The organism is Amycolatopsis sp. NPDC034160 (assembly GCF_055575355.1).
In genome coordinates this window covers 12,452-30,292 of sequence record NZ_JBVISU010000026.1, presented here as the reverse complement: position 1 = coordinate 30,292, position 17,841 = coordinate 12,452, and the positions used below count along the sequence as shown (strand labels likewise).

Below are 17,841 nucleotides of genomic sequence, written 5' to 3'. Positions count from 1 at the left end.
ACTGTCAAGCGGCCGGCCTGAAACCAGGAGGAAGGTGTCCGATGTTACTTTTCACATTCGCGAGAACGAATACTTCCGAAGGTGGCAGGCCACCCTCGGTACAGGCGGCCTGATGTCCCCAATGTGACATTGGAGACGCGGACCGTCTCCAATGTCACATTGGGGTCATGCCCGGCTCGCTTCGCCGCTCGAACTGTGTTCGGGCGGGATGGTGGCCTGGATGACGTGGCGCCGCACTTGCGTGTTCAGAGCCGGGTCTCACGTGCTTGGAGCCGGGACGTCCGAGTGCGGACTCCAAGCACGCGTGTGCCGTGTTCAAGCACGCCTATTACGCCTTCGCTCTTCCCGCCGCCCACAATCACGACACGCTTGGCTTACCTCTCACTAGAACACTGTTGGTCCTAGTGAGAGGTAAGGCAAAGAAGGCGTGTCGCAGAGGGACCGGCATTACGACTCACGACCCCGCGCCTAGCGAGCTTCGGTGTCGTCCACGTCGTAGATCTCGCAGCCGGTGATCCGGATCAGCACCCGACCGTCCATTGTGGATGCCTCGTCGACGTTTTCGGCGGCCACGTGGTTGAGCACGATGCCGTCGGGATTCGCCCGGGAGACCGGGCCGTCGCCGCCCGCGGTGAAGAAGTCGATCCGCCCGATGGCCCGGGGAACGGCGAGCAGGTGGACGCCGTTCTCGTCCGTCCGCAGCATCCGTGTCCGGGCCAGTGCGTCGAGCAGGACCGACGGGACCGGCGGATTCTCCTGCAGGGTGCGGTCCGACTCGGTCGCCGGGGGCACGTACACCCACCGGGCACTCGAGCCGCGGGGGCCTTCGACCGATTCGGAGGTGGCCTGGAAGACACCGCCGAGGTAGACACCGCTGCCTGTCCGGTAGTACGGGTCCTCCGAGTGTTTCCCGGTGACCCGCTCCGCCGCTCTCGGCGGCGACGCGAGAGGTCCCAGTTCGGCGACGCAGGTGAAATGTGGCCGGTCGCGACGCAGCACTCGACCACGCCGGTCCACGACGTCACTGGTGATCCGAACCTCCACGAGCGCCTTCTCGCCCTCGTGGCCGGTGACCGTCGCCGTCACCCGGTAAGGGCTTCCCGGCCGGGCCTTCGGTGCCACGAACGCGTGGAACCGCAGCTCACGCAGGGCGCTCACCGGACGGTCCGGGAACAGTTCCGTCGCCGCTTCGGCCGCGACCGTGGCGAGGCCGGTGCCGTGCAGGGTGGGTTTGTCGTTCACGAGGTGGTCGGCGAGGAATCCGGCTGTCCGGTCTCCCAGTTCGAGCACCCACTCCGCCGAGCCGGCGTCGAACCGGTACGGCATACCGAGCAACCAAGGCGCCCGCGCCGGACGATTCCGCACGAAACCGGGGAACTGCCGGGAAAAGGTCTCCCGCTCCCTCGGGTTCAGGAAGGCGACCAACGGCTCGGAAGCCGGGAATCGGGTCAGTTCCGCGACAAAGTGCCGCACCCCTTCGGCGGGGTTGAGCGGAGCCATGATCCCGGCTCGCTCGTTGTTGCCCTGCATCAGATCGGAACCACCCATGCCGACCTCGGACCAGATCGGCCACACCAGCGTGCGTTCTTCGAGACCCCGGGCGAAGGTGTTCGCCCTGGCCGCACCGTGGAGGAAGTCGTTCCCCGGTGCGTAGTCGGTTTCGCCCGGCAGGCCGACCAGTCCGGCCACCGAGCCGAAGTTGCACCACGAAAGGGGCTGCGCGTCCCCGAAGGCTTCCTTGAGGTTGTGGTACCCGCGCCGTTTCACGTCGCGGATCCGACGCAAGCCGTCAAGGGTGATCCGCGAGATGTCACCGCCGTTGTGCAGACCCGCACCGTGCACGAGCAGGTCCACTCGCGGGTCCGTCTCCCGGATCCGCTGGATCGCCGCGGTGACCGCCTCGGCCGAGTTGAGATCGCAGGAGAGGTAGTGCACCGCGTCCTCACCGCACAACGCACGGAGTTCACGCAGATTCAGCAACGACTCGCGAGCGTTGAGCAGTTTGGCGAACTGGGCGTTCAGCTCCCGAACCGACAGGTCCGGCCGCTTCGCGCGTTCGGTGGCGATGAACTCGCCACGAAGGCGGTTCAAGTCGGAGTCAGGCGCGTCGAGGAGGTTCTCGGGCACCTCTCGCAGTTGTGACGAGCCGAGGAGCCAGAGCCGGATCCGTTGTGCGGCGGCGAGTTCCTTCATACAAGCCGCCGTGATCCCCCGAGCGCCGCCCGTGGTCACCACGACGGCGCCGGGGCGAAGGACCGGGCCGATCTCGTCGAGCTCCGACGACGAGGCCACGATCGTCGTCCGCAGCCGCTTCCCGTCGCGGTGGATCACGACGGGATTCCCGCCATAGTTCGCCAGTTCCCGGTTGACCACGTCCCAGTCCGAGGTGCCGATGACCACGGCGAGCCGGGCGCCGCGGAGATCCCAAGCGAGGCTGCTCACCAAAGCCGAGAAGAGTCCGGTGTCAGGGTGGGGCACCCCACCTGCGAGAGCATCGTCGATGACGACGCCGAGCGATCCGCCGTCGTCGATGCGGTCACGGCAGGCCTTCGCGGCGAGGAAAAGCGCCTCGTGGGTGAGCACGAGGTCTTCGTTCGCCGAAGTCGGCCAGCCCGTCTTCCGCGTCGAAACGACGATGCGGACGTGGGAGAACCGGTCATCGCCGAGGAACACCTGCTCTTCGACCGGCACAGCACCGTCCAGTTCCCGGACGACGGCGCCCGCTTCGCGCACGGCGGCGGGGACCAGGTCCGCACATCCCGGCTGGGCGAGGACCAGCCAGTCGGGACCGGGCGGAATCGTCCAGTTTCCGGCCACCGGTTCGAGATCCTCGGCCAACGAACAAACGTAGCGATCGTTGCGCCGGATCACCTTGGTGCGGTCAGGCGCGGTGAGGGTCACCGTCGGGGCGGGGAAGGCACCGGTGATCTCGCGTCGAGGGGTCTCGTCCAGTGTGGCGAGTGCGGTGAGCAGGTCGATCGCGCCGTGGGCGCCGAGGTAGTCGCGCTCGCGTGCGCCGGATTCCGTCCCGGACGTCACCGGTGCCTCCGTCGAGACCTCGCACAGCACCGGCCAGCCGGCCGCGACAGCGTCACCGCGGCGCGCCAAGGCCAGGAGGAAGGCGCCCTCCCCCAGCGCTTCCCGCCCCAGCAGCGTCTCCAGTTCCGGGGTGCTGTTGCCGTTGACCGCGAGCACGAGTGCGAGGTCGAGAGTGCCTTCGCGCAGGTACCGGTGCGCGATGTCGACGGCGTGGAGCGTCGCCGCCGGCCCCGCGTCGGCGAGCAACACCGGTCCGTTGAGGTCGTAGTGGTTGGCGATCCGGGCCGGGATCACGTTGCCCATCAGTCCGGGCTGACTGTCCTGTGTGGTCACGGGCGTCGTCTCCCGCACCAGTTTGACGGCGGCCTCGGCCGCCACGGCGAAGTCGTCCTCGGACAGTCCCGGCGGATTCCACGACAGGAGATCGTCGGCGTAGCAACGCAAGGCCGTCTCCAGCCACGACGTCGCCGGACCGTAGTGCGCGCCGATCACCCCGGTGGTCGGCTCGATGCCGCGCCAGAGCAGACCGTTCTCCGTCACGAACCGATCGGCGACCTCCAGTGCCATCAGCTGCGTCCGGTCCACCGCGGTGGACGCGGCGGGCGGCATCTTCGTGACGCGCACCGGCGGCGCGGGATACGGCGACGGGAAGGTCGCGGCTTCGGCCGGTGGTTTCCCCGCCCGGAGCCGGTCGAGCACCGTGGCACCGTCGGGTGCCCCGGGGAGATGTGCGGACCAGCCCACCAGAACGATCGGCTCGTCGTGGGCTGCCTCCGGTTTGCTCCGGACCACGGGCGTGCCCCGTACGGGTTCCTTCCGCAGCAGAAGATGTCCGTTGGTGCCACCGAATCCGAATCCGGAGACACCCACAGTGGTCGACGACGCGGGCAGCGGAGTGTCCCGCATCGGCACGGTCACCCGGTGGGATTCGAGCAGCTCACCTTGCTCGGGGATGGGCCGTTGCGCGGGTACGACGCCCTTGCGCAGGCCCAGCACGGCATGGATCACCGAGACCGCGCCCGCGGCCCAGCCGGTGTGCCCGACCAGCGGCTTGTTGGACGTGCACAGCACCGGAACGGCCGGGGCGGCCTCGTCGAGAGCGGCGAGTTCGACGGCGTCACCCGCGCTGGTGCCGGTGCCGTGCCCGACGATCCAGCCGATTTCTTCCGCGGGCACCCGCGATGCCGTGCCCGCCCTCGCCACCGCCAGCCCCTGGCCGCGGGCGTTCGGCGCCGCGATGGCGCGGCCCCGGCCGTCCGCGGCGGCACCGAAGCCGGCGAGGACGGCGAGCACTTCGTCACCGTCGCGCCGGGCGTCGGAGAGACGGCGCAACGCGATGACGGCGGCACCGTCGGAAAACAGGGTCCCGTCGGCCGACCGCTGGTAGGAGGCGACCTTGCCCGCCTTGCTGAGCCCGGAAAGCTTGCCGAACAGCACGTTGAAGCGCGGGGTGACCATGAAATAGCCCCCGCAGAGAGCCAGGTCGGATCGGCCCTCGAGCACCGCGGACATCCCCTGGTCGAGGGCGTACAGCGAAGACGAACAGGCCGTGTCGACCACGGTGAACGGGGTGTCCCCCGGTAGAAGTCCGTCGATGGCGTGCCGGACGATCCCGTCCGGCAGGTGTCCCGCGGCATGCCCGCTGTCGAGGTCGTAGCGGGTGCGCAAGGCGGCACGGAGTTCGTCGAGCGAGACCGGGTCTTCTCCCGGCCACTGCTCGGCGAGTCGCCGCGCGTAGCCCTCCACCACCATCGCCTGTTCGAAGTGCTGGTCGCCGTCGGAACAGGCCCCGATATGACAGCTGGTCTTCAAGCCGCGGTCCGCCGAGGCGGGCAGGGCCTGACGCAGTGCGCCGCGCAGCCAGGACGCGGACAGGCTCGTCTCCGGGGCGACGTCGTCGGACCGGCCGGCCCGGACGAAACCAGAGACACCGGCGTAGGTGCGGTCCCGCTCTCCCGGTGACGCCGCCCAGAAGGTCTCCTCCGGGTAGCGGTCCCCCGGCGCGGAGAACGCGGGTGTCCCGGTCCGCAGCAGGTTCCAGAACTCTTCCGGTGATTCCGCGCCGGGCACGACCAGGCCCATGCCGACGATCGCGACGCAGCCGTCTTCGGCGTCGTCGGCCACCGGCTCGGTACGTGCCGGGGCAGGTGCGACGACCGGTTCCGGAGTGGTGACCTGGGGATTGGGCGCGGCGGCGGCCAGGATCCGCTCCCGCCCGCCCCAAGTGCCTCCGGCGCGGATCAACGCTCCGCCCAGCCGGAGACCGCCGTCGTTGACGACCTCTTCGCCGGTCATCCACGACGCCTGGTCCGACGCCAGGAAGGCGACGAGTTTGGCGTTCTCTTCGAAGGTGCCCAACCGGTTCAGCGGAGTGCCCGCGACGGTGGCTTCGAGCACCTTTTCGCTGTCCGGGAACAGCTCGACGGTCCGGCTTTCCAGCATTCCGGCGGACGCCATGTTGACCCGGATGCCGTACGGCCCGAATTCGACGGCGAGGTACCGGGTGAGCTGTTCGAGCGCGCCCTTGCAGACGGCCGGACACAGGTAGTTGTCGATGACCACGCTCGTGCCGATCGAGCCCAGGTTCACGATGGCGCCGCCGTGTTCCCGCATCAACGGGAAAGCGGCCCTGGAACAGCGACGCGGACCGTGCACGTTGGTGTTGATCGCGCGTTCCCAGTCGCGTTCGGTCAGCACCTCCGGCGGTTCGAAGACACCGCGGGCGGCGTTGTTGACCAGTACGTCGAGCCGGCCGTGCCGCTGTCCGATCTCCGTGAACATCGCGTCCACGGACTCGGCCTTCGCCACGCTGGCACGCAGGCCCTCCGCCGAGCCACCGGCGGAGACGATGGCCTGGACGGTCTCTTCGGCCGCGGCCTCGTCATGGAACCAGTTGACGATGACGTGTGCACCACGCCCGGCGAGTTCGTGCGAGATCGCCCGGCCCTGCCCCTTCGAGCCACCGGTGATCAGGCAGATCTTGCCGTGGAAGTCCTGGCCGTTCACACCCGCTCTCCCTGGTGCCTCAGTTCGACGATCAGCCCGGCGATGGATTCGAGGGTCGTGTAGTCGGTGATCCGGATGTGATCGGCCTCGGGAACGTCGTAGCGTTTCCTCGCCCGTTGCAAAAGTTCGGTCTGGCGGATGGAGTCGATACCGAGATCGGCCTCGAGTTCCACGCCGGTCTCGAAGACGTCGGCGGGATAACCGACGGCGTCGGCATAGAGGGTCTTGAGTTCGTCGAGCACCTCCGGCTCGGAGAGATCCCCTCCCTCGTCACCGGTCTCGCTCGATACCGAAGTGACCCGCTGAGTGGGCACCGGTTCCACGGGTTCCGCGGGTGCCGCCGGGGCGGACGTGACGGGCGTGGGCGCGACCGGTGTCACGGGCGCCGGCGCGGGTGTCGTCGTCTCCACGCTTTCGGGCCCGGCCCCGAGCCGGCGCACCTCGGCCAGCACACCCGCGTCGTCGGCACGGCGGCGGAACGGCGCGCTGGTGCTGATCCCGGCCACGGTCGCGCTCGCGAGGTCCACCAGCGTCGACCGCGCGCCGCACTCCACGAACCGGGTCTCGCCGTCCCCGCGGACCGCGTGCAGGGCGTCCAGGAAGCGCACCGGCCGGACCAGATGGCTCGACAGCACCTCCAAGACGTCCTCGGGCGTTTCCACGCGACGCCCTAGGACCGGCGAGTGGACGGCGATGCGCGGTACGCGGGGAGCGATCGTGGCCACCGTGCGGGCGAACAGTTCGTTGGCTTCGCCGAGGAGCCGGCGGTTGTGGAACGGGTAAGGCACCCGGAGGACGGTGGCCTTGATGCCCAGTTCGCCGGCGACGGACGCGAGACGGGCGACGGCCGGCTCGGAACCGGAGACCACCACCTGGTCATAGGCGTTGTCCGCGGCCACGGTGAGGCTGCCGTCGGCCATCGCGGCGACGAGGTGCTCCACCCGCCGGAAGCCCGCTTCGATGGCGACCATTCCCCCGGTCGCTCCCGAAGCCCGTAACGCTCGGTCACGCGCCACCACGAGGGTGACCCCTTCTTCCAGCGTCAAGGCGCCGGAGACCACCAACGCGGCGAACTCGCCGAAACTGTGGCCCATGAGCAGCGCCGGTGAAAGGCCGAGCTCCTTCTGGTAAAGCCGTGCGGCCACGATCTGGGAGGCGAAGATCGCCAGGCTCAGTGCCGGGACGTCGCTCTCCAAAAGGTGATCCAAGGTGGGCGAGGCGGGATCGGTGAGCAAGTGCGTCACCGCGGGGCCACCTGCCCGCAACGAATATTCATCCATCCGGCCAAGCTCGGCGGCCATGGCGGGAAACGCCTGCTTACTGCCACTGAAGACACCGGCCAGATAAGCACCCTGGCCCGGGAAAAGAAAGGTCGAAGAAAGAGGATTCTTGTGCACAGGAACTCCGGGCGTCTCGGTTTTACACTGCAATTCACACCAAAAGGAGAATGCAATTCCGCACGGCAAAGAATAACACGTTGGGGTGATAGTTGATGAATTTCGGGCCTTTTGTGCAATGAAAAGCGAAAAACATGCAGCCCGCTCACCCCGAGTAGCGTCCGGGAAATATCGCATTACGGAAAAGGGGGCCTCTGCCTGCACCACAAGCGGAGTAGCCCCGTCGCACCCGCGGGCCACCTCACGTCGCCGGATACGAAGAGTGACCGTGTGATACGGCGTCCGGGCGAGATCCTCCACCCGAGTGGCCGAACCACGACGTGCGCGATCGTGCAGAATATCCGGTGAGGACGTGCAGAATGTCCGGTGAGGACGCAAGGAGGCCGGATGAAGCTCGATCAAATGCCACAGTGGGCGCTTCCGCCGGCGCCGGAATCCGAGTTCATCGGGCCACTGTTGGCGGAACCACATCCGGACTGCCGGGCGACGAAGGCGCTGGCGATGCTTACCCGGGGCACAGATCGGCTGGCGACAGCCGCGCAGGCCGAACTCGTGTTCACCGACGAAACGTGTTCGCGCGATCCGGGCTGCCTCTGGCATGGAGTGACGACTCTCCTGCGGACCGGTGCGCTCGAGAGTGCGGACGCCCATTTGTGGAGGTTGGAGCGGAACCACACCACCTTCGCCGATCACGTTGCCCTGATGCGGGCCGAGCACGCCAAACACTCCGGGGACCTGGTGGGCTCGAGGATCGCCTTGGCGCGGCTGGCCGACACGGCGTCCCCTACATGCCTGCGCGATCTCGCGGTGCCCCTCTACATCGAAGCGCTCGTCGCGGTCAATGAGGCCGATCTGGCCGATCAGGTCCTTCGCAGCCACGACTTCGACCTGCTCGGGCGGAAATGGCCGGCCATGCGCCCGTTGCTGCTGGTGGTGCGCGGCTGGCTTCATCTGATCAACGGCAGGGCCGACGAGGCCTATCGAGACCTGCGCGAGTGTTCCCACCTTCCCGTCTGGGAGGTGGCGGCCACTTTCTCGGTCGCGCGCCGCAGGGGGGTGCTGGCCTTGACCGCCGCGGCCGCCGGAAAGCCCGATATCGCCGTCGCCGCGGCGGCGCAGGAATACGAAATCGCGAAGGCGTGGCGGTCACACGCCCACATGGCCTGGGGGCTGTATGTCCTCGAGACGATCGAGGCCTCCGACCTGCCGTCCGCCCGGTTGAGGGACGCCATCGACCTGCTGGAGTTCGCCCGTTCCCCCGTCGGGATCGCGACCGTCTGCTACGAACAGGGCAGAAGACTCGTCGCGTCCGGCCAGCATCTCGAAGGAAAGGCCCAGCTTCTTCGAGCCGAGAAATCAGCTCGGTTGATCGGTGACGCGACCTTGACCGGCAAGATCGAGGAGTTGCTGCGCGAACTCGCGACTCCGGTACAGCGGACTCCGCTGACCGCGCAGGAGTTGAAGATCGCCGAATTGGCCCAGAACGGCTACAGCAACAAGCAGATCGCGACTCGACTGGTGCTCACCGTGCGCACGATCGAGTTCCACCTTTCCAACGTGTACCGCAAACTCGGGATCCGCGGACGGCGCGCGCTGGCAGGCGAGGTCCTCCCCCATCGCCGCTCTGACGGGTATTGAGTGGTAAGGCAATACGGACTTCATGTACTGGTGGGGCGGGCGTGAAGATCACGAGGTCGGCTCGGGATCGAGTGCGGCTGCGGCTGTCCGGGATCGTGCTGGCCTCGGTGCGGGGCCGGTCCGCGGGTGAGATCGCCGTGATGTCCGCGGCGACCGAAGGGTATGTGCGGGAGGTGATCCACGCGTTCAACGACTCCGGGTTCGCGGCGTTGTCCTCAAAATGGACGATGATCACGCCACCGACGGCCACGCCGACCCTCTGCACTGGGCGGAATCGGCCCGACTACACCCCAGAACGCATCAGAGATCACACCGGTACGACTCATCACCCGATTATCACCCGACCGCCCCCACAGCGGGGAGACCCACCCTAAACCGGAGCGTTGCGCCCAAGAGCTTCGTGCGCGGCAATGAACTCGTTTGCGCATTGAGCGATCGCGCAGCCGACCTCGCCTGCCAGCAACACGGCGGCCATGATCTCGGCTAGTTTCCGTACTTTGCCGGTTCCATTGCAACCCACCATTTCGAGGGTGGCCCGGAAAGCCGGGAGCCCAGTGCCGCCGCCTACCGTGCCGACGATCAGCGTTGGCAGTGTCAAAGAAATCTCCAAATCGCCACTGGTCGTCACGCGGGAGTCGACGATTCCTTGCGAACATTCACCCAGGTAAGCCATATCCTGACCAAAGGCTTGGAACAGACTCGCCATACCGTTGGCGACGTGGATGTTGAGCGAGGAACTGCCATGCGATGCGAGAGCGCTCCGATAAGTCTGGATGTACCGGTCCACTCGTGCCACGTTCGTCCGGCCCTGCAACGCCACGGTGTTCGCGGAGAGCACTGCCCGTGCGATCACCGCTTTACCCTTCAGGCGTGCCGGGATGGGCTTCTTGTCCTCCGGGTACGGCAGAAATTCTTCCAGCTCAAATCCGGCGTGCCGGACGATGTACTCCGATACAGCGGCTATTCCCTTGCTGGCCATGTTGCTGCCCATCGCGTCACCGGTGGTGAACTCGGCCGACACCAGTACGGTGGAGCCGACCTGTTCGTAGCTGAAGCGCCGGACGCGCAGATGGCCACTTGTGCTCTCTGCTGTGGTGAGTAGCACGGGCTCTCGATTCCGGCACCAGGTCACCAGTGCCTGAGCGTCGTGCAGGCTTTTCACTCGGTATTGCACAGCCCGACGGAAGCGGTCGTCCGTCACGAGCACCTCGGCGCCGCTCGACGCCTTGAGCATCTTCGCGCCGCGGCCGTAGGAGGCCACCAGGGTGCCCTCCATCGTGGCCATGGGGACCACGAAGTCGCCAACGGCGTGCTGCCCACGCACGGGAACGGGACCGCAAAGCCCGAGCGGCACGGGGACGGCTCCGACGAAGTTCTCGATATTGCCGTCCACGTCATCTTCGGTGAGCGTTGTGTCCAGCGCGGAGATCAGTTTTTCGTCATCGGAGAGCAACGCGGCCACCAAGTCGGTTCGCTGTCGCTTGCTGGTGCGCGAAATATGAGTCTCGACGCCATTGCGCGAATGCATGCTACGCTGCGTTTCGAGTACCATCACGACCGCCAAGAGTCGGCGCCAGCTGCCACGATGGTCTTCTCTGTCGCTTCGACGATCTCGGTGATGTCGCGCAGTGCGTCATGCTCCGCGTATTCGGTAGCCAGCCGCTGCGCGGCGGCCCGGTAGGAGTCGTCTTCCAGCACCGTCCGCACCGCTCGGCCGATGTCGGCGGCACGCGGCCTGCCGGTTGCGAGGTTTATGGCCGCACCGGTCCACGCGGCATGCGCGGTGGAATCCTTTTTCTCTTCGGTTTCGCCTGCCAGCACGAGTGGCACGCCACGACTGAGTGCCATCTGCATGCCGCCGAAACCACCGTTGCTGACGAACACATCGACGTGTGGAAGCAGCTGGGTATACGGAAGGTACTCCGCGGCGCGAACATTGGCCGGGAGGGCGCCGAGAGTGCTCACCGGCCGTCCTCCGGTGGTGGCGACCACGAGGCAGTCCTGGCCGGCCAGCGCCTCGATCGTCGGCAGTATCAGTTCGGAGTAGTCGGTGTTGCTGACCGTGCCCTGCGACACGAGTACGACTTGCTTCGCGTTCCGCATGTCATCCCACCAAGCGGGCAGCGGCACGCCCTGGGGCTCCTCTTCCCATGGCACGCCCACGAAGGAGACCGAACCGGGAAGATCGCTCCGCGGGTACTCCATGGCCGGGACGGACATTTGCAGACAGCGGTCGGGAACCACGACCTGCGCATCGAAGTAGGAGGGCAGTGTGCCGGTGCCGCCGCAGTCACGGACGAGCTGCTCGGCGAGGCGTTGAGCTGGGGCGAACGCCGCGAGCACCTCCGCGTTAAGCCGCATGTTGCGCTCACGTCCACTCGGCGAAGCGTCGGGGAGCAAGCCCATGCCGAACGGCGCGGTGTCGGAGCTGTACAGCGGGAGTACCGTGACACCGAGGCCGATCACCTGCGCGGGCCGGATGCCCGGTGCGCCCAGCTGGATCGGCCACAGCCCGTTGAAGTAGATCTCATGCATCACGATCGTCGGCGTGTCCGGCTGAAGCGCGAGCACCTCCTGGACGGTCTCGTGCTGCTCCCGCATGGGTTTGGCCAGTACTTCGGTGAGGTAAACGGCGATCTGTTCGACTCCCGGTGTCGCTTCGGCGATTTGCGGAAAGGTCTTGTATACATTCGGGCCGTCATAGTCGGCTTGCCCTTTGAGCGGATGAAAGGCCGCACCCGTGCTGAGTACTGCCTCTCGCAAATTAGTGCCGGTGACGAAGATGACGTCATGCCCTTCGGCGACTAGATGCGAGGCGATGGGGCGCAGCGGGTTCACATGTCCGGGAAACGGGATCGCCGCCATGACGACGCGTGTCACGATGTGGCCTCCGAGTTGCTGTGGTTCTGGGGTGCTGCGGCGCAATTGCGCAGCGGGAAATTCTGGCAGACAACCTGGTTCGACACTGTCCGGTGGAATTCCATGTCGGCGCACCTTGGGTATCCAGTAGTCTGCGTGGTTCCCTGAGGTTTCGGCGTGCAGTAATTCCTTCGACACTGAACGTTACCTGCCGAAAGCTATTTGTTCGTCGCGCGGACGCATAAAACTTTCAGATATGCCCAATCGGGCAATCCGCGCAGAAAATCCGTCAGCCGCGACGCGGTCGAATCGTCAGCTGAGCCGTTCGACCTAGGGCGTGTCTCCGAATTTTTGCCTGGCGGCAGGTGATGACCGGCCGGTGTTTCGTTCTGATGCGCTCCCCGATGAGAGGTGGGGCGGTCGCGTCGCTGATGCCGTCGTGGGAAGGCTTGCGTGGCAGGCAGGCTCGTGATGGCCGTGCCTAACCCGCAGTAGGCCGACCAGGCGCGCGGGTTCGGCGGCGAAAGCGGACTCGGATACGGACGAACAGTGATCGGTCACCAGGCCTGACCCGGTGTCGAAGGAGGCCGCGAATCCCGCACCCGCGCGGAACGTCTTTGTCTACCCTCAACGCGACACGACACGTCCGAACTTCACATCCTCCACGCACACATAGCGGCCGCTCAGGTGATCCGCCGCTCCGGTCGCGACGGCGACCAGCGCGTCGGCCGCGACCTCGGTGGAGGTGAAGCGCCCGGCTTGGCGGGCTTTCAGTGTCCAAGCGAGGATTTCGTCCTCCCAGGGGACCCCCGTCGGGCCGCGGTCCAGATGGGCCCTGGTGATGCCGGCGTCCACCAAACCCGGGTCGAACGCCACCGCGACCCGGCCGGTTTCGCCCAACTCCCCCGCCAGGCTGGCGGTCAACGAGATCAAGGCCGCTTTCGACGCCGCGTAGGCGCTCGCGTTCGGCCAGCCGACGCGGCCCGCCCGGCTCACCACGTTCACCACGCGCCTGGTGAGCACGGGCACCACCGCCCTGGTCACGGTGGCCGAGCCGAACAGGTTGACTTCGACCGCGCGCCGCCACTCCCGCTCGTCGACCGCCCACAAGGGACCGGTCGGGCCCGGGACACCCGCGTTGTTGACCACGACGTCGAGACCACCGGATACACCCATCGCTTGGGCGACGCCGCTGGTCACGGCGGCCTCATCGGTGACATCGAACGCCACGTGTGTCGCGGTTCCGCCTGCCTGCCGGATCTCCAGGACGGTCTCGGCCAGGGCGTCCTCATCGCGGCCCGCGACCACCACGTTCGCGCCCGAGGCGCCCAGTGCTAGGGCGAAGGTCTTCCCCAGCCCTCGTCCGCCACCGGTGATCAGCACGCGCAAAGCCGGTGGCCGCACCCGTTTGCCGGTCGAGGACCGCGGGATGGCGCCCACCCGTTCGATCGCCCGCACGCGTTTGTGCGGCGCGACCCGCTCGGCGACGTACGCGGTGATCTCCGCCAGCGAGACAGTCCCTTCGACGACGACGAACGCCTTCGGGATCTCCCCCGCGACCGGATCGGGCACACCCGCGACGTGGGCTTCGGACACGGCGGGGTGGCTCGTCACCACCTCTTCCAGCTCGACGGGTGAGACCTGATGTCCCTTGTACTTGATCAGGGCTTTCGCCCGCCCGGTGATCCGCAGGAAACCGTCCGCGTCGCGGGTCACCAGGTCACCGGTGCGCAGCCAGCCGTCCGCGTCCGCCGAGGCGGGGGCGATCTGGGGTCCGCGCAACCACAGTTCACCGGATTCGCTTCCGTCCTCCGAGCCGAGGAACTTGACCTCGGTGCCCGGAACCAGCACCCCGGTGGACCCCTCCGGCACCTCCACCCCGTCCGGGCTGAAGCTCACGCATCCCGCTTCGGTCATCCCGAAGCCCTGCACCACCGGCACGCCGAGGGCTTGGGCACACCGGGTGCCGTCCGTCGAAGGAAGCGGCGCGCCACCCGAGACGACCATCCGCAGCGACGGGAGCGGCCGTCCGGTCTTCCCCAGCTCGGCGATGACACTGGGGACCAGGTAGGACAGGGAGACCCCTTCTTCGGTCACGTCGCGGAGGAAGTCTTCGGCCGAAAACGGAGTGGACCCGATCACCAGGGTCGCCCCCGCCCGCAGCGACGGGTTCATCGCCATCTGCATGCCGTAGATGTGCCGCAGCGGCGGTACCGACAACACCACGTCGTCGCCGCGCACCCGGTGCAGGTGATCGATCTGGCCGAGGTTCGAGGTCAGGTTGCGATGGGTCACCTGGACGAGCTTCGGCACGCCTTCCGTGCCGCTGGAACTCATCAGCACCGCCGTCCGGTCGCCCCCGGACGGCCGAACCGGAGCAGGCTCGGCCGCGACCGCTTCTTCCCAGGTCGTACCGCCCGAAGTGAGCGCACCCACGCAGACGACCGGCAGCGCGGAGTCCGGCGGCTTCAAGGCCGTTTCGACGATCAAAGCCTTCGCGCCGCTGGTGTCGATCGTGGCTCGCCAGTGGTCCGCAGTGTCCCGCGGGTCGAGCGCGAGCACCACTCCGCCCGCCGCCAGGATCCCGTGGTAGGCCACCACGAATTCGGCGCTGTTCTCGGTCAGCACCACCACGACGTCGTCGTCGGTGATCCCGGTCCGCCGCAACCAGCCCGCGAGCCCCGCGACGGCCGTGCGCACCCGCGCGTAGGTCCATTCACGGCGGGCTCCTCGCGAAAGATCCACTATCGCGAGGTGCTCCCCCGCCGCCGCGGTGGAGCGCAGGACGTGGTCATGGAGATTCACCTCGGTGGGTACTTCCCACGCCGCGACCGGCTGTGCGTTTCCCACGGCCTGACCTCAATTCTTCTTGCGTGCCAAGGTCAATCCGTCCGCGACGGTGAGCATGACCGACTCGACCCGGTCGTCACGCAGCACGTGTTCGTTAAACGCGCGGATCGCGCGCGCGTTGCCTTCGGCGTCGGGCGAGGCCGCCTCACCCGCGTAGAGCACGTTGTCGGCCGCGATGAGACCGTTCGGCCTGATCCTCGGTACGAGCGCCTCCCAGTAGCCGATATAGCCGACCTTGTCCGCGTCGATGAACGCCAGATCGACGAAAGGATCGTCGGGAAGCCGTCCGAGGGTCTCCGCCGCCGGCCCCACGACGGTTTCCACCCGGTCGGCCACGCCGGCCTTGGTCCAGGCGTCCGCAGCGATTTCCAGCCAGCCGTCGGAGATGTCGCAGGTGATCACCTTGCCGCCCGGGCCGACCCCCTCGGCCAGCGCGAGGGTCGAGTACCCGGTGAACGTGCCAACCTCGACGGCGACGCGCGCTCCGGTCAGCCTCGCCAGGAGGGTGAGGAGGGCGCCCTGCTCCGGCGGTATCTGCATCTCCGCCACCCCGCCCAGCGCGAGCGTGGCGTCGATCAGCTCCTGCTGGACATCGGTGAACGGCGGAAGCTGCCCACGCACGTACTCGAGCACCTCAGGGGTGAGCGAGACCGCTTTCTCCGGCTGTGTCTCGGTGTTCGTCATGCGTTGACTCCTTCCAAAAGCTTCGCCTCGGCGATCGAGACGAGGCGGCCGATGTGCTCCGGCGCTTCCTCCTGGAAACGGTTCACCGCTTCCCGGTCGTAGCATCCTCGCGCCGGGTTCAGGTGCAGGTCCGCGAGAATCGCCGACACCCTGGCACGCAGTGCGGCCACGAAACCGGGCACGCAGTTCGGCTCCCGGTCCATCAGGAAGAAGTCGTCGATGATCGACTGCTCTTCCTCGGTGGGCTCCTGGTGGACGTCGTGGCCGGCGTCCCGTAGGAGGGACCGTCCGGTCGGCACGAGACGATAGGCCACCGTCATGTGCACGAGGCGGTTGAACTTGACCGCCTCTTTCAGCGCCGAACCGCGTGCCGGGACGACTTCGGCGAGTTGTGCGGTGATGTGGCGGTAGTCGCGTGCCCACGTGCCGCTCATCGCCGGGTGCCGCGCCATCATCCGCGGCCGGATCACCGCCGCGTACACCTCCGGCGTGCAACTGCCCGAATAGAGCAGCAACGCCGAGTAGGCGTCGAACAGGGCCGCGGCCTCGTCGAAGTCACGACGATCGAGGGCCGAGGACAGCAGCCGCCAGGTCACGAAGGATCCCTGGTGCCCCAGAACCCAGCGGTACCAGGCGAATTCGGCTTCCGAATCGAACGGGGGCGGTGGCACGGGCTGGACGTTCAGCGCCGCGGCGCAGGTGGCGGCACGCTGACGCGGCAGTGCACCGGCCGGGATTCCCTCTTCCGCCCGGCACGGGCTGAGGTGCTCCAGAGGCAGCGGGATGACGATTCTCGGAATTACCGGGTTGACCACGGATTCGCCTCCTGGACGTAACTGTCGAGCACGTCCGCGGCGATCCTGATGTCCTCGTCGAGCGGCCGGTCGCGGGTGATCGGGTCGATCCGATCGGACAGCGCGGCCACCAGGCCGGTGCAGTGCGAAGCGGTCGAACCACGGTCATCGAGGTGCGCCGCCTGCCGCACCGCGACACCGAGGGCCCCGTGCAGAAGACGCAGCATGCGGGCCTGCTCGTAGGCGGTCAGCGCCGCCTGCGTGCCGAACGGGACCACGTCCTGGTTGTGCAGGTTGGTGGGCACGCTCTGCATCGCCGCCGGCGTGCAGGCTCGGCGCATCGCCACGACGACCGCCGTCGACAACACCTGCAGGCCCTGGATCGCGTGCTGCCTGCCCGGTTCGGCGGCGAGCATCGGCGGCCGTCCGCCGTTGCGGCCGGGGTCCACCAGCAGGTCGATCTGCCGTTCCGCCAGGTTGCCGACCTGGGTCACGGCGGAGGCGAGCAGATCGGAGGCGAAGGCGGAGGGCTGACCGAAGAAATTGCCGCCATGGGCGACGAGATCCTCGTCCGGGAAGAACAGCGGGTTGTCGCTGACCCCTCGCAAGTCCTGAGAGACAGTCTCGGTCGACCACCCGATCGCCGAACGCGCTGCTCCCAGCAGTTGTGGTGTGCACCGGATGCTGTAGGGCTCCTGCAGGGGTCGGTCCGGTGACGGTGTCGCCCCTTCCAGCCACCAGGCCAGTTCCTGCCCGGTGGTGGCGACGTCCGGGTGTCCGAAGGCCTTCAGCAGGGAGGGTGCGGCGAACGTGGGCGCGGCACCGAGCAGGTCGGCGAGGGCCGCGGTCAGCGCGATCGCGACCTGGAGCGAACGCCGCGCGGACAGCGCCGCGAGTCCGGCCGCGGCCGTGGTCACCGACGTGCCGTTGACCAGGGCCAGCGCGTCCCGGCCGTCCAGTTCCAGCGGAGTGAGCCCGGCGAGGCCAAGTGCGTCCCGAGCGGGCATCCGCTCGCCGTCGACGTAGGCGTGCCCGACTCCGCGCAGACTTTGGACCGCGTGGGCGAGCGGCACGAGGTCACCGCTGGCTCCGACCGACCCCCAGGTCGGGATGGCGGGAGTGAAACCCGTGGCGAGCATCCGACACAGAGCGTCCACAGTGGACAGGGAGGCGCCGGACAGACCGTGCGCCAGCGACCGGGCACGCACGAGCATCGACGCGCGTGCGACGGGGATCGGCAGGTCGGATCCCTGCCCGACGGTAAGGTGCTGCAGGACGTTGTCGCACTGCTCGGTGGCACTGTCCCGGCCTTCGAAGACGACGAGCGGGCCGAAGCCGGTGGTCGCCCCGTAAACGGGTCGCCCGTTGCGAGCGAGTACACCCTCGACGAACTCACGGCCGCGGGCGATGCTCGCGATCGCGTTCTCCGACAACTCGACCCTCGTCGGCCGTCCGACGAGATCCAACTGCTTCAGGTCGAAGGGAACCGAAGGGTCAAGGACTGTGGTTGCGGTTTCAATCGGGCTCATCTGATCAGTCGCCCCTAGCACTCTCGAAGTGGCCTCGGGCTAGAT

The 17,841-nt window shown here is 67.6% G+C and carries 9 protein-coding genes; 1 reads left to right on the top strand and 8 read right to left on the bottom strand.

Annotation, left to right across the window (positions count from 1 at the left end; all coding sequences use genetic code 11):
• Positions 1 to 468: 468 nt before the first annotated feature.
• Both ACZ54P_RS34855 and ACZ54P_RS34850 read right to left on the bottom strand, forming a co-directional pair.
• A complete protein-coding gene (locus ACZ54P_RS34855; protein WP_465465865.1) occupies positions 469 to 6,045 on the bottom strand; it encodes an SDR family oxidoreductase in 5,577 nt (1,858 codons plus the stop codon).
• A complete protein-coding gene (locus tag ACZ54P_RS34850) occupies positions 6,042 to 7,442 on the bottom strand; it encodes an acyltransferase domain-containing protein (RefSeq protein WP_465465864.1) in 1,401 nt (466 codons plus the stop codon). Before ACZ54P_RS34850 ends, ACZ54P_RS34855 begins: the two co-directional genes overlap by 4 nt.
• Positions 7,443 to 7,829: 387 nt before the next feature.
• Here ACZ54P_RS34850 and ACZ54P_RS34845 point away from each other — a divergent pair, with 387 nt between their 5' ends.
• On the top strand, positions 7,830 to 9,080 hold the full coding sequence (locus ACZ54P_RS34845; RefSeq protein ID WP_465465863.1) for a LuxR C-terminal-related transcriptional regulator: 1,251 nt from the start codon (positions 7,830 to 7,832) through the stop codon (positions 9,078 to 9,080).
• A gap of 370 nt (positions 9,081 to 9,450) precedes the next feature.
• On the opposite strand, the gene ACZ54P_RS34840 is transcribed toward ACZ54P_RS34845, so the two are convergent.
• The 6 genes from ACZ54P_RS34840 to ACZ54P_RS34815 all read right to left on the bottom strand — a co-directional run bounded on the left by ACZ54P_RS34840 (position 9,451) and on the right by ACZ54P_RS34815 (position 17,796).
• Positions 9,451 to 10,632, bottom strand: a complete 1,182-nt coding sequence (locus tag ACZ54P_RS34840) for a hypothetical protein (RefSeq protein ID WP_465465919.1) — start codon at positions 10,630 to 10,632, stop codon at positions 9,451 to 9,453.
• Positions 10,632 to 12,137, bottom strand: coding sequence for a glycosyltransferase (locus tag ACZ54P_RS34835; protein WP_465465862.1), 1,506 nt, complete (start codon positions 12,135 to 12,137; stop codon positions 10,632 to 10,634). The genes ACZ54P_RS34840 and ACZ54P_RS34835 overlap by 1 nt, the downstream gene beginning before the upstream one ends.
• Before the next feature lie 429 nt (positions 12,138 to 12,566).
• Complete coding sequence (locus ACZ54P_RS34830; RefSeq protein WP_465465861.1) at positions 12,567 to 14,789, bottom strand: SDR family NAD(P)-dependent oxidoreductase; 2,223 nt, start codon at positions 14,787 to 14,789, stop codon at positions 12,567 to 12,569.
• A 9-nt stretch (positions 14,790 to 14,798) separates the two neighbouring features.
• On the bottom strand, positions 14,799 to 15,473 hold the full coding sequence (locus tag ACZ54P_RS34825) for an O-methyltransferase (protein WP_465465860.1): 675 nt from the start codon (positions 15,471 to 15,473) through the stop codon (positions 14,799 to 14,801).
• Positions 15,470 to 16,288, bottom strand: a complete 819-nt coding sequence (locus tag ACZ54P_RS34820) for an L-tyrosine 3-hydroxylase (RefSeq protein ID WP_465465859.1) — start codon at positions 16,286 to 16,288, stop codon at positions 15,470 to 15,472. The genes ACZ54P_RS34825 and ACZ54P_RS34820 overlap by 4 nt, the downstream gene beginning before the upstream one ends.
• Positions 16,273 to 17,796, bottom strand: a complete 1,524-nt coding sequence (locus ACZ54P_RS34815) for an aromatic amino acid lyase (protein WP_465465858.1) — start codon at positions 17,794 to 17,796, stop codon at positions 16,273 to 16,275. Before ACZ54P_RS34815 ends, ACZ54P_RS34820 begins: the two co-directional genes overlap by 16 nt.
• Between the last annotated feature and the right edge of the window lie 45 nt (positions 17,797 to 17,841).